The following is a 17,521-nucleotide window of genomic DNA, read 5'->3' as shown; positions in this document are numbered from 1 at the left end:
GATGGAGAAGATGCTTCCCGCAACGACGCTCTCCGCTACCCAGGCGACGGCGGTCGAGCCACTTTCGCCGGCCGCCTTCCTGGCTGCGAAATCCGCCTGGCGCTGGCCCGAAATCCTGTTCTGGCTCAGCGCCTTCGGGCTCATTCTTGCGCTGCCCAGTCGCCATCTGCTGCTGAACGAGATCGCGATCCTCGGACTGTTTGCGCTCTCGCTCGACCTGATCCTCGGCTACGCCGGCATCGTCTCACTCGGCCATGCCGCCTTCTTCGGCGTCGGCGCCTATGCGGCGGGTCTGCTCGCCAAGCACGGTATTTCGGAGCCGGTGACCGGGCTCGTGCTGTCGGGCACGATCGCAGGCGTCGTCGGGCTTCTGGCGAGTTTCATGATCCTGCGCGGCACGGACCTGACCCGGCTGATGGTGACGCTCGGCGTTGCCCTCATCCTGCACGAACTCGCCAACCGGCTCGACTGGATCACCGGCGGCGCCGACGGCCTGCTCGGGGTCTCGGTCGGGCGGATCCTGGGGCGTTTCGACTTCGATTTCACCGGAACCACGGCCTATGTCTACAGCCTGACGACGGCCTTCCTGCTGTTCCTGCTGGCGCGGCGGATCGTGCATTCGCCCTTCGGCTTGTCGCTCAAAGCGCTGAAGGACAACCGCCTGCGCGCCGCGACGATCGGCATCGCGCCCAACCGTCGGATCATCGCGGTGTATACGCTGGCGGCGGTCTATGCCGGGATGGCCGGGGCGCTGCTCACCCAGACGACGCAATTCGTCTCGCTGGAGGTGCTCGATTTTGCCCGCTCGGCGGATGCGCTGCTCGTGCTGGTCATCGGCGGCTCGGGCTATCTCTATGGCGGGCTGATCGGCGCGATCGCCTTCAAGCTGATGAAGGACACGCTGTCGGCGATGACACCGGCCTACTGGATCTTCTGGATGGGCTTCATCCTGGTGATCCTCGTGCTGATCGGCCGCGACCGGCTGATGGCCGCGCTGGCGCGTCCCTTCGCGCCGCTGCTGCGCCGGCTCGGAGCGCGCCGATCATGATCGCCCTAGCAAGCGTACCCGCTTTGCAGACGCTCGGCCTGAGCAAATCCTTCGGCGGCTTCAAGGCCAATTCCGACATCTCGCTCAGCGTCGCGCGCGGCGCCCGCCATGCGCTGATCGGCCCCAACGGCGCCGGCAAGACCACCTTCATCAACCTGCTGACCGGCGTGCTGCCGGTCAGCGCCGGGACGATCGCGCTGATGGGCGAGGACGTCACCGGCGTCAGCCAGCAGGGCCGGGTCAGGCGCGGCATGGCGCGGACCTATCAGATCAACCAGCTCTTTTCCGACCTCTCGCCCATCGAGACGGTCGGCCTCGCCATCGCCGAGCGGCAGGGTGCCGGTGCGCGCTGGTGGAGCCGTGTCGGCCAGAACAGCGCCGTGATCGACGAGGCCGAGGCCCTGCTCCTGCGCATGAAGCTCGGCGGCCTGATGACGCGGCGGACCGCGACCTTGCCCTATGGCAAGCAGCGCCTGCTCGAAATCGCGCTCGCCATGGCCTGCAGGCCGTCGCTGCTGCTGCTCGACGAGCCGGCCGCCGGCGTGCCCGAGGATGAGCGCCACGACGTGCTCGACAGCGTCGAGGCGCTGCCCGAGGACGTCACCGTGCTCTTGATCGAGCACGACATGGAGCTGGTGTTCTCATTCGCCGACCGCATCTCGGTGCTGGTTCAGGGGCAGCTTTTCGCGGAGGGCAGCGTGGCGGAGATTTCGACCGATCCAAGGGTCAGGTCCGTCTATCTCGGGGAGGACACGCATGTCTGATCTCCCCACATCCGCTCCCCTGCTCGAGATCGATGGGCTGGTCGCCGGCTATCGCGACGCGATCGTGATCAACGGCCTGTCGCTGGCGCTGGCCGAGGGCGCGGCGCTGGCGCTGCTCGGCCGCAACGGCACCGGCAAGACCACGCTGATCGACACCATCATGGGGCTGACGCGCCATGTCGCGGGCAGCATCCGCTTCAACGGCGAGGATATCACGCGCCTGCCGCCGGAGAAGCGTGCCGCGATTGGCGTCGGCTGGGTGCCGCAGGAGCGCAACATCTTCCGCTCGCTGAGCGTCGAGGAGAACCTGACCGCCGTGCAGCGCGGCAGCGGCTGGAGCGTGGCACGCGCCTATAGCCTGTTCCCGCGCCTCGAGGAGCGCAGGCGCAATCTCGGCAACCAGCTTTCGGGCGGCGAGCAGCAGATGCTGGCGGTCGCGCGGGCGCTGATGCTCGACCCGAAGCTGCTCCTGCTCGACGAGCCGCTGGAGGGTCTGGCGCCGATCATCGTCGACGAGCTGCTGGCGACGATCGCAAGGCTGAACCGCGAGGACGGGCTGACCACGATCCTGGTCGAGCAGAAGGCGCGCAAGATCCTGCCCTTCACCGATGAGGCGATCATTCTTGACCGGGGCGCGATCGTTTACGCCGCTCGCTCCGACGTACTGCTGGCAGACGAAGCGGCGATGGCCGCGCATCTCTCCGTTGCCGAAAAACCCGCCCGCATCAAACGCGTGATGCGCGCCGAGACCACGATCGAACCGAGGACAAATCCATGACCAGAACCACCCCTCCCTTCCGCGCCGACATGGTCGGCAGCCTGCTGCGCAGCGCACCGCTCAAGGATGCCCGCGAGAAGCATGCAGCTGGTACCCTCGACGATGCCGCCTTCAAGGCGATCGAGGATGCCGAGATCGTCAAGCTGATCGGAAAGCAGGAGGCGATCGGCCTGCAGGGCATCACCGATGGCGAGTTCCGCCGGGCCTACTGGCATTTCGACTTCATGGAGGAGCTCGACGGCGTCGAGGCCATCACCGCCGATTCCGGCATGAACTTCAAGGGCGGTGTCGGCATCGCCAAGTCGCTGCGGATCGTCGGCAAGGTCGGCTTCAGCGGCCATCCGATGATCGAGCACTTCAAATTCCTGAAGGACAATGTCGCGGCGGGCTCGACCCCCAAAATGACGATTCCCGGCCCCAGCATGCTGCACTACCGGGGCGGGCGGAAGATGATCAACATGGGCGTCTATCCGCAGATGGAGGTGTTCTATGCCGATGTCGGCGCGGCGTATAACGGCGCGGTGCATGCCTTCTACGATGCCGGCTGCCGCTACCTGCAGCTCGACGACATCTCATTCGCCTATCTTTGCGACCCGGCCCAGCGCGAGATGCTGCGCGAGCGCGGCGACGATCCGGAACATCAGCCCGAGATCTATGCCGGCATGGTCCAGGCCGCTTTGAAGGACAAGCCGGCCGATCTTTCCATCACCATGCATCTCTGCCGCGGCAATTTCCGCTCGACCTTCATCGCCTCGGGCGGTTACGAGCCGATCGCCGATGTGCTGTTCAACACCATGCCGGTCGACGGCTATTTCATGGAATGGGACAATGACCGCTCGGGCGGCTTCGAGCCGCTGCGCTTCCTGCCCAAGGGCAAGCATGTCGTGCTCGGGCTCGTCACCTCGAAGACCGGTGTGCTGGAGAGCAAGGATGATCTCAAGCGGCGCATCGACGAGGCGTCGAAATTCGTCTCGCTCGACCAGCTCTGCCTGTCGCCGCAATGCGGCTTCGCCTCGACCGAGGAAGGCAACACGCTGGCCGAGGACGAGCAGTGGCGCAAGCTCGAACTGATCGTCGAGACGGCCAGGGAGGTCTGGGGCTGATCATCGTCCATCCCGCCTGGAACCACTGCGTCATCCTGGGCGACCGCAGGTCGTCCCGGGATCCATCATAGCGCGCGATGGTGCCCTATGATGGATCCCGGAGCTGCGCGGCTTCGCCGCTTGTCCAGGATGACGCCGTGGGTGATTTGAACGGATTTGGCCTCACGCCGCCGCCAGCGCGTCCTCGGCGAGCACGCAGCGTACCACCCTGCCCTCGCCGAGCTGAACCGCCGGTGGCAGCGCCGCCCGGCAGCGCTCCTGAACGAATTTGCAGCGCGGCGCGAAGGAGCAGGCGTTGGGCGGCTCGTTCAGCGCCGGCGGCGCGCCGGGGATCGCCTCCAGCCGCTCGCCTTTCCTGGCGCCGTGCAGGTTCGCGGCGAGCAGGCCCTTGGTGTAGGGGTGCTGCGGATCGCGGATCAGTTCGCGCACCGTGCCGGTCTCGACGATCTGGCCGGCATACATCACCGCCAGCCGGTCCGAGACCTCGACCGAGACGCCGATGTCGTGGGTGACGAAGAGCATGCCCATGTTGAGGTCGCGCTGAAGCTGGCGCAGCAGCAGCAGGATCTGGATCTGCACGGTGGCGTCGAGCGCCGTCGTCGGCTCGTCGGCGAGCAGCAGCTTGGGCCGGGCGGCGAGCGCGAGCGCGATCATGGCACGCTGGCGCATGCCGCCCGACATCTCGTGGGGATAAGCCTTGAGCCGGCGCGCAGGCGAGGGAATGCGAACGAGTTCGAGCAGTTCGAGCGCGCGCGCCATCGCCGCCTTCCGCGACAGCTTCTCGTGCCGGACGATCGCCTCGGCGATCTGCTCGCCGACGGTGTAGACCGGGTCGAGCGCCAGTGCCGGGTCCTGGAAGATCATCGAGGTGACGGCGCCGCGATAATCCGAGAGATCCTGCGGGTTCAGCGCCAGCACGTCGCGGCCATCGACGCGGACCGAACCGCCGATATCGGTGCGGCTCTCGGGCAGAAGGCGCAGCAGCGTCTTCAGCGTGACGCTCTTGCCCGAGCCGGATTCGCCGAGGATGCCGAGCACCTTGCCCGGCTCCAGCGCCAGCGAGACGCCGTTGACGGCATGGACCGTCTGGGCGCCGCGAAAGCGCACGGTCAGGTTCTCGATCGCGACGAGAGGCTGGGCGACGAGAGTGCTCACGCGGCGGCCTCCAGGCTGGGCGCGCGGCTATGGCCGGAGCCGGGAATCTCCATATGGCAGGCGGCGCGGCGCGTGCCGTCCTCGCTGGCGGTCACGACGAGCGCCGGCTTCACCTTGGAGCAGACGGTCTGGGCCTGCGGGCAGCGCGGATGGAAGCGGCAGCCCTCGGGCGGGTTGATCGGGTTGGGCGGATCGCCGGTGAGCGGCGCCTCCATGGTGCGGTTGTCCGGGTCCATCGACGGCATCGCCGAGAGCAGCGCCTTGGTATAGGGGTGGCGCGGATCGTTGTAGAGCTCCTCGACCGGGCCGATCTCCACGACCTCGCCGAGATACATCACCATGACGCGGTCGCTGATGAAGCGGACGACGTTGAGATCGTGGCTGATGAAGATGTAGGTCAGGCCGAACTCCTCGCGCAGATCGGCGAGGAGATTCAGCACCTGCGCCTCGACCGATTTGTCGAGAGCCGAGACCGCCTCGTCGAGGATGACGAGGCGTGGACCCAAAGCGAGCGCGCGGGCGATGTTGACGCGCTGGCGCTGGCCGCCGGACAGCTCATGCGGGTAGCGCGCGGCGAAACGCGCCGGATCGAGGCCGACGCGCTGGAGCAGGTCGCGCGCCTTGAGGATCGCGGCCGCCTTCGAGACGCCATGGACGGTCGGGCCGAAGGCGATCGAATCCTCGATGGTCAGGCGCGGATTGAGCGAGGCGTATGAGTCCTGGAAGACCATCTGCGCCTGGCGGCGGTATTCCTTCAGCGTCAAGGCCTGGCCGCCGACGATCTCGCCGTCGAACAGCATCTCGCCCTTGTCCTGCGGAATGAGCTGCATGACGACACGCGCCGTGGTCGACTTGCCGCAGCCGGATTCGCCGACGACGCCGAGCGTCTCGCCCTTCATCACCGCGAAATCGACACCATCGACGGCGCGCACCACCGCGCCGCCGCCGAGCGGGAAATGCTTGGTCAGGGTTTTCGCCTGCAGCAGCGGCGTCCCGGGGCCGCCGCGATCGGGATGAGTTTCGAGTGCCATGTCAGCCCTTCACGTCCATCGCCGAGCGCAGACCGTCGGAGAGCAGGTTGAACGAGATCGAGGTGATGAAGATCGCAGCGCCCGGCAGCGCCGCGACCCAGGGCTGCACATAGATGGCGGTGCGCAGCGTGTTCAGCATCAGGCCCCATTCCGGCGTCGGCGGCTTGGTGCCGAGACCGAGAAAGGAGAGGCCCGAGGCCAGGATCATCGAGACCGAGATCAGGCTGGTCGCATAGACGAAGATCGGCCCGAGCACATTGCCGAGCACATGCACGCGGATGATCGTCAGGGCGTTGGCGCCGCTGGCGCGGGCGGCCTCGACATAGTCCATGCCGCGTACCTGCGTCGTCACGCTTTCGGCGATGCGGGCGATCGGCGGGATGAAGACGATGGTCAGCGAAAGCAAGGAGTTGGCGATGCCGGCGCCCATCGCGCCCGACAGCGCGATCGCGAGCAAGACCGAGGGGAAGGCGTAGAAGACATCGACCGTGCGCATGGTGATGGTGTTGAACTTGCCGCCGAAGAAGCCGGCCGCGACGCCGATCACCGAGCCGAAGACGAAGGCGATGAAGACCGGCACCACACCCATGAACAGCGACAGCCTGGCGCCATGGATCAGGCGCGAGAGCATGTCGCGACCGAGTTCGTCGGCGCCCAGCGGATAGCCCGGCGTACCGATCGGACGCAGGCGCCGCAGCATCGAGGAGCGGGTCGGGTCGGCCGGCGCGACATAATCGGCGAAGACAGCCATCAGGATGATCGCCAGCACGACGAGACCGGCGAAGACCGCGACCTTGTCTTTCTTGAAGCGCCTGAAGACGCCGGCCCAGTAGCCCGGCGACTTCGCCAGCGGCGGCACGACGATCGGGGCGGCGGCTTCGGTGATCGCGGTCATCTCAGCGCCTCCTGACGCGCGGGTCGAGCAGACCCTGCAGGATGTCCACGAGGACGTTCAGGCCGACGAAGAACATCGCCAGGACCAGGATCGTGCCCTGCAGCAGCGGCAAGTCGCGCTGGAAGATGGCGTTGCCGAGCAGGAAGCCGGTGCCGGGCCAGGAGAACACCGTCTCGATCAGGATCGAGCCGCCAAGCAGATAGCCGAGCTGGAGGCCCATCACGGCGAGCGCTGTCGGTGCGGCATTCTTGACGACATGCTTGAACACGCCGAAATCCATCAGGCCCTTGGCCCGCAGCGCCGGCACGAACTCCTGGTTGAGGATGTCGGCGACCAGCGCCCGCACCGTGCGGGCGATGATGCCCATCGGGATCACCGACATCGTGATCGCCGGCAGGATCATGTAGCTGACATGCTCCCAGTTCCAGATCCAGGCAGCCGAGCCGCCCGGCCCCGCGCCGCCCGGCGGCAGCCAGCCGAGCTGCACCGAGAACACGATCACCATCACCATGCCGAGCCAGTAATGCGGCACGGAGACGCCGAGCACCGCCAGCATCGAGGCGAATTTGTCGAGGTAGGAGCCGCGGAAATAGCCGGCCACGAAGCCGAAGAACGAGCCGAGCAGGAAGCCGATCACCGTCGCCAGCAGCGCGATCAGCAGCGTATTGCCCACGGCCCGCCAGACCTCGGCCGCGACGGGACGCCCCGTGGCGATCGAGGTGCCGAGATCGCCCTGCAGCGCCTTCAGGAGCCAGAGGCCGAACTGCACCGGCAGCGGCCGGTCGAAGCCGTAGATCTTGCGCAATTCATCCTGCATCGCCTGCGAGGCATCGGGCGGCAGCACCGAGGTCAGCGGGTCGCCCGGCGCGATGTGGACGAGCAGGAAGCAAAACACGCTCACGCCGAAGGCGACCGGCAGGACGTAGAGGATGCGCTTGGCGAGATAGCTCAGCATGGAAGATCCCGCCTGTCATTCCGGGGCGCGGCGCAGCCGCGAACCCGGAACCCACGACCAGGCGCTCCGTTCGAGCGAGGCAACGGAAGCAGGGCTCGCCCGGTCGTGGGTTCCGGGTTCATCGCTGCGCGATGCCCCGGAATGACAGCGTAGCGTCGCCCGCGCATCATCCCCTCACTTCGCCATGGTGATCGACGAGAAGTCCTGGAACCAGTTCTGCGCCTGGACGAAGCCCTGCACCTTCGGGCTCATCGCGCGGGGATTGACGTCATGCGTCACCATCAGGAACAGCGCCTCGTCGACATATTTCTCGTGGATCTTCTGAAGCACCTTGGTCTGCGCCGCAGGGTCGAAGGTGTTGCGGACCTGCTCGAACAGCTTGTCCATCTCGGGATCGCAATACATGCCCCAATTGGTGCCGGCCGGCGGCTGGAGGTTGCACTGGAGGTGGCGAATCAGGCCGGTGAAGGGATCCTGGATGAAATATGTGTAGTTCATCCCTGTCGCCTTGCGCGACGATTCATGGTTGGCGCCGGCCCGCCAGATGTTGATCAGCGTGTTCCACTCGACGACCTCGAAGTCGATCTTGATTCCGACCTCGGCGAGGTTCTGCTGGACAAACTCGTTCATCGGCAGCGGCTGCATCTGGCCCGAGCCCGACGGCGCGATCAGGATCTTGGTCGTCACGGGCTTGGCGGGCGAGAAGCCGGCCTCGGCGAGGAGCTTCTTGGCCCCGGCCGGATCGTATTTCAGCTTGAAGCCCGGATTGCCGAACCACTGGTGGCCAGGTGGATAGAAGCCCTCGGCCGGGATCATCAGGCCGCTGAGCAGTTCCTTCAGGCCCTGGCGGTCGACGGCGAGGTTGGCGGCCTTGCGGACGCGAATGTCGTTCCAGGGCGAGCCCTCGGCCCGCGAGAGGTGCCAGGTCCAGTTATGCGGATAGGCGTTGGTGACGATCTTGAAGCCGGCGCTGGTCAGCGAGGGCACCATGTCGGGCGACGGCGCCTCGATCCAGTCGACCTGCCCGGCCCGCAGCGCGGCGGCGCGGGCATTGGCTTCGGGCAACGGCAGCAGCACCATCTTGTCGAGCTTGGGCACGCGCGCCTTGTCCCAATAGCCGGGGAACGGCGAAAGTTCGGCGCGCTCGCGCGGCTGGAAGGCGGTGAGCTGCCAGGGCCCAGTGCCCGACGGCGTCTTGGCGAAGGCCTCCCAGCTCTTGCCGAGCTTCTCCCACTGCGCCGGCGAGGACATCATCACCCAGGCGAGCTGGTAGGGCAGCGTCGCATCGGGCGTCTTGGTGGTGATCTCGACCTTGTACTTGTCGATGACCTTGTAGCTGCCGACCGCCGGGATGCGGGAGCGGCCCTGCGCCGCCTGGCGCTGATCGAACTGCGGGGCATCGTTCTTCAAGAGCTTGTCAAGGTTCCAGACCACGGCATCGGCGGTGAACTCCGAACCGTCATGGAACTTCGCGCCCTCGCGCAGGACGAAGGTCCATTTGGTCTTGTCGGTCGCATCGATCGACCAGCTCGTCGCGAGGCCGGGCACGAGATCGGAGGCCTTGTCGGCCTTGCTGAGGTCCCAGTTGATGAGCCCGTCATAGACCGTATAGCCCATGAAGCGCATGCCCTCGCCGCCCTGGTCGGTCTGGCCGGTGGTCAGCGGGATATCGGAGGCCGTCATGCCGATGCGCAGCGTGCCCTGGGCCGATGCCGACGCCGCAAACAGAGAGACGCCGGCAGCAAGCGTCAGGGCGAGAACGGAACGGATCATCGACGAACTCCGGAATTGGACGGTTTCAAAGCTGGCTCGCAAGGGCTGTGCCAGCAGATGGCGCCGCCGCGAGCGCAGACGTCATGCTCGGGCTTGACCCGAGCATCTTCGGCAGGAGCTTCTCGGGTCGGTGCTTCGCACCGCCCGAGAATGACGCCCGGCTCGTCACTCCATCGACATCGGAGCCAGGTCGATGAACCAGCTCTTCGGTTGGACCACGCCCTTGACCTTGGTGCTCATCGCACGCGGGCCGACGTCATGGGCAACCCAGACGAAGGGCGCTTCCTCGACGATGCGGGCATGGAGCTTGGCCAGCGCCGCGTCGCGGGCCGTGCCCTCGAAGGTGGTGCGGGCGTCGGCGATCAGCTTGTCGAACTCGTCATTGCCGAAATAACCCCAGTTGTTGGAGACCGGCGGAAACGTCTTGGTCGAGGTGAAGCGGACCATGGCGAAGAACGGGTCCATCGCCGCGAAGGTGACGTTGGTGGCGTTGGCGCCGCGCGCATTGGCGTGCTTGGCGCCTTCGCGCCAGTTGGTGAAGACGGCGTTCCACTCGCCGACCTCGAGCGCGACGTCGAAGAAGCAGTCCTTCAGCGCCTGCTGCATGAACTCGTTCATCGGCAAGGGCTGCATCTGGCCGGAGCCCGAGGCCGAGGTCAGCACCTTCACCTTTGCCGGCTTGGATGCCGAATAGCCGGCTTCCGTCATCAGCTTCTTGGCCGCGGCGAGATCATATTTGATGTCGAACTTCGGATTGCCCCACCAGGGATGGCCGGGCGGCACGGTGCCCTTGGGGATCTCCATCAGCCCTCCGAGCAGCGTCTTCAGCTCCTCGCGATTGACGCAGAGATTGGCGGCGTGACGCACCTTGATGTCGACCCAGGGCGAGCCCTCGGCGAAGGAGAGCTGCCAGGGCCAGACATGCGGCTGGGCGTTGGTGTAGACGGTGAAGCCGCGCTGCTTGATCTGCGGCACGGCATCCGGCGAAGGCGACTCGATCCAGTCGACCTGGCCCGATAGCAGGGCTGCGGTGCGGGCATTGGCCTCCGGCAGCGGCACCAGCACGACGCGGTCGATCTTCGGCACGCGCTTGGGGTCCCAATAGGTCTTGTTGGCGACCATCTCGAAGCGCTCGCGCGGCGACAGCTTGACGCCCTTGAACGGGCCGGTGCCGGACGGATCGGCCGAGAAGGCGGCCCAGGCCTGCTTGGCGCGCTCGGCCGGATCGGTGACCGAGGCCGGCACCGCGGCAAGCTTGGCGGCCCAATGCGTCGGGGAGACGATGAAGAGGTTGGTCAGGTTGATCGGCAGGAAGGCGTCGGGCTCGCTCGTCGTCAGCTCGACCGTCAGCGGATCGATGGCCTTGGCGGTCTTCAGCGTCGGCATGCGCGAGACGGTGACGCCGATCTGATCGGGCGCGAAATGGGCGGCTTCCTTGTTCAGGACCTTGTCGACGTTCCAGACGACGGCGGCGGCATCGAAGGCCGAACCGTCCTGGAACTTGACGCCCGGACGCAGCTTGAAGGTCCATTTGGTCTTGTCTGTCGCATCGACCGCCCATTCCGTGGCGAGGCCGGGAATGACGACGCTGGCCTTCTCCGCCGAGGACAGGTCCCAATGGGTGAGCGCGTCATACATCGGGATGCCGGTGAAGCGATTGCCCTCGAAGCCCTGGTCCGGCTGGCCATGGGTGCGCGGAATGTCCGCCGCCGTCATGCCGATGCGCAGGACCTTCTCCTGGGCGAGCGCAGCCGTCGCGAGCGCGGTCGAAAGGCCCAGGCCGAGAAGGACGGAGCGGGTGAAATGGGATGCGGACACGGTTGTTCTCCCTATGATTGGCCGGCGGCCTCTGCTTGGAGGTTTGGCCGCGGCAGCGCGGAGGTTAGCAACGCGCATGCCAGACCAAGGTCGTACGACTAGCACTTTGGGATGACGCAACGCCGCCTGCTGCCCGGCATATGGCCGCACAGGCGCGCTGCGTATGCGACGCGCCTCTTTGTGCTTATAATTCAGGCAAACTGACTACGTGCACGGCAGATCAGTGGAAATCGCGCGACTTCGGCAGGATACGGACATTGCGGGGATGCCGTCCGCGCGGCGGCGGCGGGTTGCGGATCTCGTCGGCCCGCGCCAGCGCGATCTCTGTGCGATGCGTGTCGGAGAGACCGGCAAGATCGGCCGTGCGATCGACGACGCGCTGCCCCATCAAATGCACCACGCCTTCCGGGCTCTTCTGCACGCGGCCTTCGATCTGCAGCAGCCGCCCGCTCATCACCTCGCGCCGGAAGCGCTCGAACAGCCGCGCCCAGAGCAGGATGTTGGCGATGCCGGTCTCGTCCTCCAGCGTGATGAAGATCGCCTTGCCGTTGCCCGGCCGCTGGCGCACCAGCACGACGCCGGCCGTCCGGGCCCAGCTCGCATCGGGCCGGCCGTCGAGCTCGGCGCAGCTCAGCACGCCGTCGCGTCGGAAGATCGGCCGCAGCATGCCCATCGGGTGCCCCTTCAGGGAGAGCCGCACCGTCTGGTAGTCGGCGACGATCTGCTGCGGCAGCGGCATGACGGGCAACGCCATGGCCGGCTCCTCGCCGAGCTCGCGCGCCTGCGCAGCGGAAAACAACGGCAGCGCCTCGTCATCCGGCAGCCGGCGCACCGCCCAGAGCGCCTCGCGGCGGTCGAGCCCCATCGAACGGAAGGCGTCGGCATCGGCCAGCAGCCGCATGGCGCGGCCCGGAAGTGCGGCACGGCGCATCAGCTCCTCGACATCGCGGTACCCCGCGCCACGGGCGGCTTCGAGTCGCTTGCCCCACTCCTCCTGGAAGCCGTCGATCTGGCGGAAGCCGAGACGAAGCGCGAAGGGGGAGGTTTCCTTGCTCCCCCCTCCGCTTCTAATGGCAGCATCAAAAACCGCGCGGTCATCCCGGGCGACCGAAGGGAGACCCGGGATCCATTCCGGAACCTCACCTGCAAATGCTCCGGAATGGATCCCGGATCTCCGCTTCGCTGCGTCCGGGATGACGGCGCCTTTTCTTTCAAAGTCGTCGACTCTCTCCAACGCATTGTCCCACCCACTGAAATTCACATCGACCACGCGCGGCTCAACGCCACCGTTCTCCTGCGCCTCACGGACGATCTGGGCCGGGGCGTAGAAACCCATCGGCTGCGAATTTAGCAGCGCGCAGGCGAACGCAGCCGGATGGTGCTTCTTCAGATACGAAGAGACATAGACCAGCTTGGCGAAGGAGGCGGCGTGGCTTTCGGGGAAGCCGTAGCTGCCGAAGCCCTTGATCTGGTCGAAGCAGCGCTGGGCGAAATCGCGCTCATAGCCGCGCGCCACCATCCTCTCGACCATCTTCGTCTCGAACAGGCCGATGGTGCCGACATTGCGGAAGGTCGCCATGGCGCGGCGCAGGCCATTCGCCTCGATGTCGGAGAATTTCGCCGCGACCATGGCGAGGCGCATAGCCTGCTCCTGGAAAAGCGGCACCCCTTCCGTCTTGTTCAGAACCTCAAAGAGTTCGTTCTCGTCTCCATGCTCCGGTGAGGGAGCCGGATAGGTCACCTCCTCCAGCCCGGCCCGGCGCTTCAGATAGGGATGGACCATGTTGCCCTGGATCGGACCGGGTCTGACGATGGCGACCTGAATGACGAGGTCGTAAAGCTTTCTCGGTTTTAGGCGCGGCAGCATATTCATCTGCGCGCGGCTCTCCACCTGGAAGACGCCGAGCGACTTGCCCTCGCAGAGCATATCGTAGGTCGCGGCATCATCCTTGGGCACATCGGCAAGGCCGAGATCCTTGCCCTCGTGCTCGCGCAGCAGATCGAAGGCCTTGCGGATGCAGGTCAGCATGCCGAGCGCGAGCACGTCGACCTTCATCAGCTTGAGCTCGTCGATGTCGTCCTTGTCCCATTCGATGAAGGTGCGGTCGGCCATCGCGGCATTGCCGATCGGCACCATCTCGTCGAGGCGTCCGCGTGCCAGCACGAAGCCGCCGACATGCTGCGAGAGATGGCGGGGGAAGCCGAGCAGGCGAATGGCGAAATCGACGGCGCGGCGCACTGTCGGATTGGTCGGATCGAGCCCGGCCTGACGCACCCGGTCGTCGCCGATCTCGGTGCCCCAACTGCCCCATTGCGTATCGGCGATGCGGGCGGTGACGTCCTCGGTCAAACCCAGCGCCTTGCCGACATCGCGGATGGCGCTGCGCGGCCGGTAGCGGATCACGGTCGCGGCGATGCCGGCGCGGTGGCGACCATATTTCTCATAGATCCACTGGATCACCTCCTCGCGCCGCTCATGCTCGAAATCGACGTCGATATCGGGCGGCTCCTTGCGCTCGGTGGAGAGGAAGCGCTCGAACAGCACGTCACTCTCGGCCGGATCGACGGCGGTGATGCCGAGCACATAGCAGACGGCGGAATTGGCGGCCGAGCCCCGACCCTGGCAAAGGATGCCTTCCTTCTGGGCGAATTCGACGATCTGGCGGATGGTGAGGAAATAGCGGGCGTAGTTCAGTTTCGCGATCAACTCGAACTCCTTCCGCAGCAGATCGCGCACCTTCGGCGGCACACCGTCTGGATAACGGATCTCGCTGCAGCGGCGGACCAGTTCCTCGAGCCAGGCCTGATCGTTCCAGCCGGGCGGGACAGGCTCGTCGGGATATTCGTATTCGAGCTGTTCGAGATCGAACTCGATGCGACTCATCAAATGCTGCGTCTCGGCGATGGCTTCGGGCGCATCGCGGAACAGTCGCGCCATCTCCTGCGCCATTTTGAGATGGCGCTCGGCATTGGCCTCGAGCAGGCGCCCTGCCCGCTCGATCGAGACGCCCTCGCGAATGCAGGTCAGCACATCCTGCAGGTCGCGCTGCTCGGGTGCGTCGTAGAGGACGTCATTGGTCGCCAGCAGCGGCGTGCGGGTCGCAGCCGCGATCGCCTTCAGGCGCGCAAGGCGGCGGCGGTCGTCGCCGCGGCGATGCATGCTGGCGCCCAGCCAGATCGCGCCCGGCGCGGCATCGTCGAGCCGGGCGAGCAGCGCCGGCAGGGCGTCGAGGCTGCGCCCCGGCATCAGGATCAGCAGGAGGTCGCGCGCATCGGCGAGCAGATCGTCGAGGACAAGGCGGCATTCGCCCTTCTTCACCCCTTCCTTGAGATTGCCATGGCTGAGCAGCCGGCAAAGCCTGCCCCAGCCGTCACGGTTAGCCGGATAGGCGACGATGTCGGGCGTGCCGTCGGCGAAGACGAGGCGGCTGCCGACCGCGAGCTTGAAGGCCTTCGCCATGCCCTGCACATGCTCACGCGTCAGAGACAGTTCGGCAAAAGCCGGGTTCTCGATCCAGATATATTCGCCGGGGCTGCCGCCTTCCCTGATCCTCTCGGGAGTTGGCTGGCCGTCCTCACGCAGACTTCTCAAAGCGCTCCAGGCCCGCACGACGCCGGCCACCGTGTTGCGGTCGGCAATGCCGAGGCCGGCATGGCCGAGCAGCAGCGCCGTCAGCACCAGATTGGGGCCGGGCGAAGCGCCGCGCAGGAATGAAAAATTCGTCGCGGCAACAAGTTCGGAAAAGGGGCTCTGATTCTGGATCATGCGAAGAGCCCGTGCAGGAACCAGCGCGGCGGGGCCTGTTCCGGCTCGTGGAAGCCGATGCGGAAGAGCCAGAAGCGGCGCCCTTGCGCATCTTCGACGCGGTAATAGTCGCGCATCGGCTCGGGCGAACCGTCGCGCCACCATTCCGGCGCGATGCGTTCGGGCCCCTCGGCACGGGCGACGTCATGGATCAGGCGCCGCCAGCGGAAGCGGATCGGCGGGCCGTCCGGCACTTCGGCGATCGCTTCCACCGGCTGGGGCGGCTCGAACAGCTGGAGCGGCCGTGTCGGCGGTTCATGCGGCTCCGGTGCCGGCCAGGCGATCGTCGAAGCCGGGAGCGCCGCCGATATCGCCTTCGCCGCGCGCACGGGGTGGTGCGTATCCTGCGCCACGAAACGCAACACCCGGTCGCGACCGAAGCGGGCGACCAGCCGGTCGACGAGATCGGCCACCGCCTCGTCCTCGACGGCGCGCCTGTCGAGGCTTGGCTGATGGGTGTCGAGCGGCTCGCAGACCGGCACGGCGAGCCTGACCGCATCGAAGCCGAAGCCAGGATCGAGCGGATCGGCCAGCGTATCGACGCGCTCGCGCCAGAGCCGCAGGATCGCCTTCGCATCGCGCGAGGGCCGCCCGGTCTCGACAATCAATCGCCGGACCGCGCCGTCACTGCGAAAGAAGCTGACCTCGAAGGCCCGCCCGCCCTCGCCGCGCTGTTCGAGCACGCGTCCGGCCTCGGCGATCAGCCGCGCGATCACATCCTCAAGACCCTCCTTGTCGAGCATGGGTTCGGCGAAATGGCGCTCGACGACGCAGGCCGGCGGCGGGCGCAAGGGTGTGATGCGCGCATCCTCCCGCCCCAGCGTGCGCCGCAGCTTGACAGTCAGTTCAGCGCCGAAACGCGCGGACAGGGCGACGGATGGGCGATCGTCAAGGTCGGCCAGCGTCTTCAGCCCGGCCCGCGACAGCGCGATCACCGTCTCGGCCGTCAGTTCCAGCGCCGCGACCGGCAGCGGGCGCAGCATGGCCTCGTCCTGCCCCACCGGGACGATGCCGCCGGCTCCGAAGCGCGACAGCGCATGGGCCGCTTCGGGCGTCCCCGCGATGGCGGCGCGGATCGCGAGCCCCCCTACCCGCATCCATCTGGCAATGACGCCATGCAGCGCCGCCTCGCCGCCGAAGAGATGGGCGCAGCCGGTGATGTCGAGCATCAGCCCGCAGGGCCAATCGAGCGCGACCAGCGGCGTGAAGCGGTCGCAAAAGGCCGCGAGCCGATCCAGCAGCGCCGCGTCGGCCTCGGGCTGCGCCTCGATCGCGATCAGCGACGGAATCCGGGCGCGCGCATCGGCCAGCGTCAGGTCCCGCGTCAGGCCGAGCGCCAGCGCGCGCTGGTCGCAATCGACAAGACGGAGCGCATTGCGCTGTATTCCGAAGACGACGACCGGCGGGGCGTCAGCCGGTGCGCCGGATGTCGGTATCCTCCCCTCCCGCCGCAGCCGGTCTGTCGGCAGGAAAGGAAACCACATTGCGAGATAGCGGCGCGGCATCGGGGCTGGCCCTGTCCTGATTTGCGCTGGGTGGACGGCCTGTTGCGGCCTCTTCCTCTCGGAACTCGCTGTCCTGGAAAGATTGTCGGTCACGGCACCACTCCACACGCCACTCACGTTCGCCCAGGCCGCCGCGATGGCGCAGCAGCGTGATCCTGAAAGCCGGGTCGCCCGGCGCATTCGCCTCCTGTGCCCGCGACGGCAGGGCCGCGACCTGCCAGCGGGTCGAAGCGGCGCTGGGTTGCGGGGACACGGCGGTCCGAAGCAGCAGCGTCGTCGCGCCCGAGCCCTCGGCTGCCAGCGACAGGCGACGGCTCGCGGTCAGATCAAGCCGACGCGGCTGCCCCCAGGGCTCGATCAGCACCGCCCCCAGCGCCGAACAACGCGCGGCTTCCGAACCGGCTCGAAGCACCCCTTCGGCATCGCGCGCCCGCACGAGCAGGATGCGTCCGGGATCGAGCCCGAGTTCGGTCAGACCCGGCGGATACAAACGGCCGGTCTCGGCATCGACGACATCCTGCCGCACCCAGAGAATCGGACGCAGGCCGGCCGCCCGGATAGCCAGCCCCACGGCAAAGCCCGTCGCCGCAGCGAGGTCGGCGGTCGCGGGCGCATAGACCTCATGCAGCGCCGCCCGCGCGATGCCGCCGCCCAGCGCCCCGTCGAGACCGGGCGCGCCGAAGCTGACCTGCCCGACCGCCGCCGGCGCGGAGCGCAGGGCCGCCTCCGCCAGATGGCGGCGCAGATCGGCCAGGGCGAAAGGGTCCGGTTGGGGCTGCATGGAAGCTCGTGTTCCGTATTTGTTCTTTTATAGAACGAGCCTTGGCGGAAGGCGAGTCGGCATCTTGGGAAGCAGGAGATTTGGAGATTCAGATACACATCGTGTATGCT

General features: G+C 66.9%; 13 protein-coding genes. 4 read left to right on the top strand and 9 right to left on the bottom strand.

What is annotated here, in order from left to right; genetic code table 11:
* Position 1: 1 nt before the first annotated feature.
* Genes AC1DYU_RS03750 through AC1DYU_RS03735 form a run of 4 tightly spaced genes read left to right on the top strand, consistent with a single transcriptional unit; the run spans position 2 to position 3,693 of the window.
* Positions 2-1,048 carry a branched-chain amino acid ABC transporter permease gene (locus AC1DYU_RS03750; RefSeq protein WP_476790461.1) on the top strand — a complete coding sequence of 349 codons (1,047 nt, stop codon included), beginning with the start codon at positions 2-4 and terminating at the stop codon, positions 1,046-1,048.
* Positions 1,045-1,812, top strand: a complete 768-nt coding sequence (locus AC1DYU_RS03745; RefSeq protein ID WP_476790460.1) for an ABC transporter ATP-binding protein — start codon at positions 1,045-1,047, stop codon at positions 1,810-1,812. Before AC1DYU_RS03750 ends, AC1DYU_RS03745 begins: the two co-directional genes overlap by 4 nt.
* Positions 1,805-2,590, top strand: a complete 786-nt coding sequence (locus AC1DYU_RS03740; RefSeq protein WP_476790459.1) for an ABC transporter ATP-binding protein — start codon at positions 1,805-1,807, stop codon at positions 2,588-2,590. Before AC1DYU_RS03745 ends, AC1DYU_RS03740 begins: the two co-directional genes overlap by 8 nt.
* On the top strand, positions 2,587-3,693 hold the full coding sequence (locus tag AC1DYU_RS03735; RefSeq protein WP_476790458.1) for a 5-methyltetrahydropteroyltriglutamate--homocysteine S-methyltransferase: 1,107 nt from the start codon (positions 2,587-2,589) through the stop codon (positions 3,691-3,693). Before AC1DYU_RS03740 ends, AC1DYU_RS03735 begins: the two co-directional genes overlap by 4 nt.
* Before the next feature lie 162 nt (positions 3,694-3,855).
* Here the strand turns inward: AC1DYU_RS03735 and AC1DYU_RS03730 are convergent, their stop codons facing one another.
* The 9 genes from AC1DYU_RS03730 to AC1DYU_RS03690 form a co-directional block, all read right to left on the bottom strand.
* Entirely contained in the window at positions 3,856-4,848 is a 993-nt protein-coding gene (locus tag AC1DYU_RS03730) for an ABC transporter ATP-binding protein (RefSeq protein WP_476790457.1), read from the bottom strand.
* A complete protein-coding gene (locus AC1DYU_RS03725) occupies positions 4,845-5,879 on the bottom strand; it encodes an ABC transporter ATP-binding protein (RefSeq protein ID WP_476790456.1) in 1,035 nt (344 codons plus the stop codon). The genes AC1DYU_RS03730 and AC1DYU_RS03725 overlap by 4 nt, the downstream gene beginning before the upstream one ends.
* Position 5,880: 1 nt before the next feature.
* Positions 5,881-6,774, bottom strand: coding sequence for an ABC transporter permease (locus AC1DYU_RS03720; protein WP_476790455.1), 894 nt, complete (start codon positions 6,772-6,774; stop codon positions 5,881-5,883).
* Between the two features lies 1 nt (position 6,775).
* Positions 6,776-7,729 carry an ABC transporter permease gene (locus AC1DYU_RS03715; RefSeq protein WP_476790454.1) on the bottom strand — a complete coding sequence of 318 codons (954 nt, stop codon included), beginning with the start codon at positions 7,727-7,729 and terminating at the stop codon, positions 6,776-6,778.
* A 174-nt stretch (positions 7,730-7,903) separates the two neighbouring features.
* Positions 7,904-9,502 (bottom strand): ABC transporter substrate-binding protein, encoded by a 1,599-nt coding sequence (locus tag AC1DYU_RS03710; protein WP_476790453.1) that lies wholly within the window; start codon positions 9,500-9,502, stop codon positions 7,904-7,906.
* A 165-nt stretch (positions 9,503-9,667) separates the two neighbouring features.
* The gene (locus tag AC1DYU_RS03705) at positions 9,668-11,320 is read right to left on the bottom strand and encodes an ABC transporter substrate-binding protein (RefSeq protein WP_476790452.1); all 1,653 of its coding nucleotides are present in this window, start codon (positions 11,318-11,320) and stop codon (positions 9,668-9,670) included.
* Between the two features lie 220 nt (positions 11,321-11,540).
* Positions 11,541-15,086 carry an error-prone DNA polymerase gene (locus AC1DYU_RS03700; RefSeq protein WP_476790451.1) on the bottom strand — a complete coding sequence of 1,182 codons (3,546 nt, stop codon included), beginning with the start codon at positions 15,084-15,086 and terminating at the stop codon, positions 11,541-11,543.
* Positions 15,083-16,630, bottom strand: a complete 1,548-nt coding sequence (locus AC1DYU_RS03695; protein WP_476790450.1) for a Y-family DNA polymerase — start codon at positions 16,628-16,630, stop codon at positions 15,083-15,085. Before AC1DYU_RS03695 ends, AC1DYU_RS03700 begins: the two co-directional genes overlap by 4 nt.
* A complete protein-coding gene (locus tag AC1DYU_RS03690; protein WP_476790449.1) occupies positions 16,536-17,411 on the bottom strand; it encodes an ImuA family protein in 876 nt (291 codons plus the stop codon). Before AC1DYU_RS03690 ends, AC1DYU_RS03695 begins: the two co-directional genes overlap by 95 nt.
* Positions 17,412-17,521: the final 110 nt, after the last annotated feature.

It is taken from the genome of Allobosea sp. P2_B12, from assembly GCF_056404835.1.
This window is presented reverse-complemented; position numbering and strand designations above follow the sequence as displayed.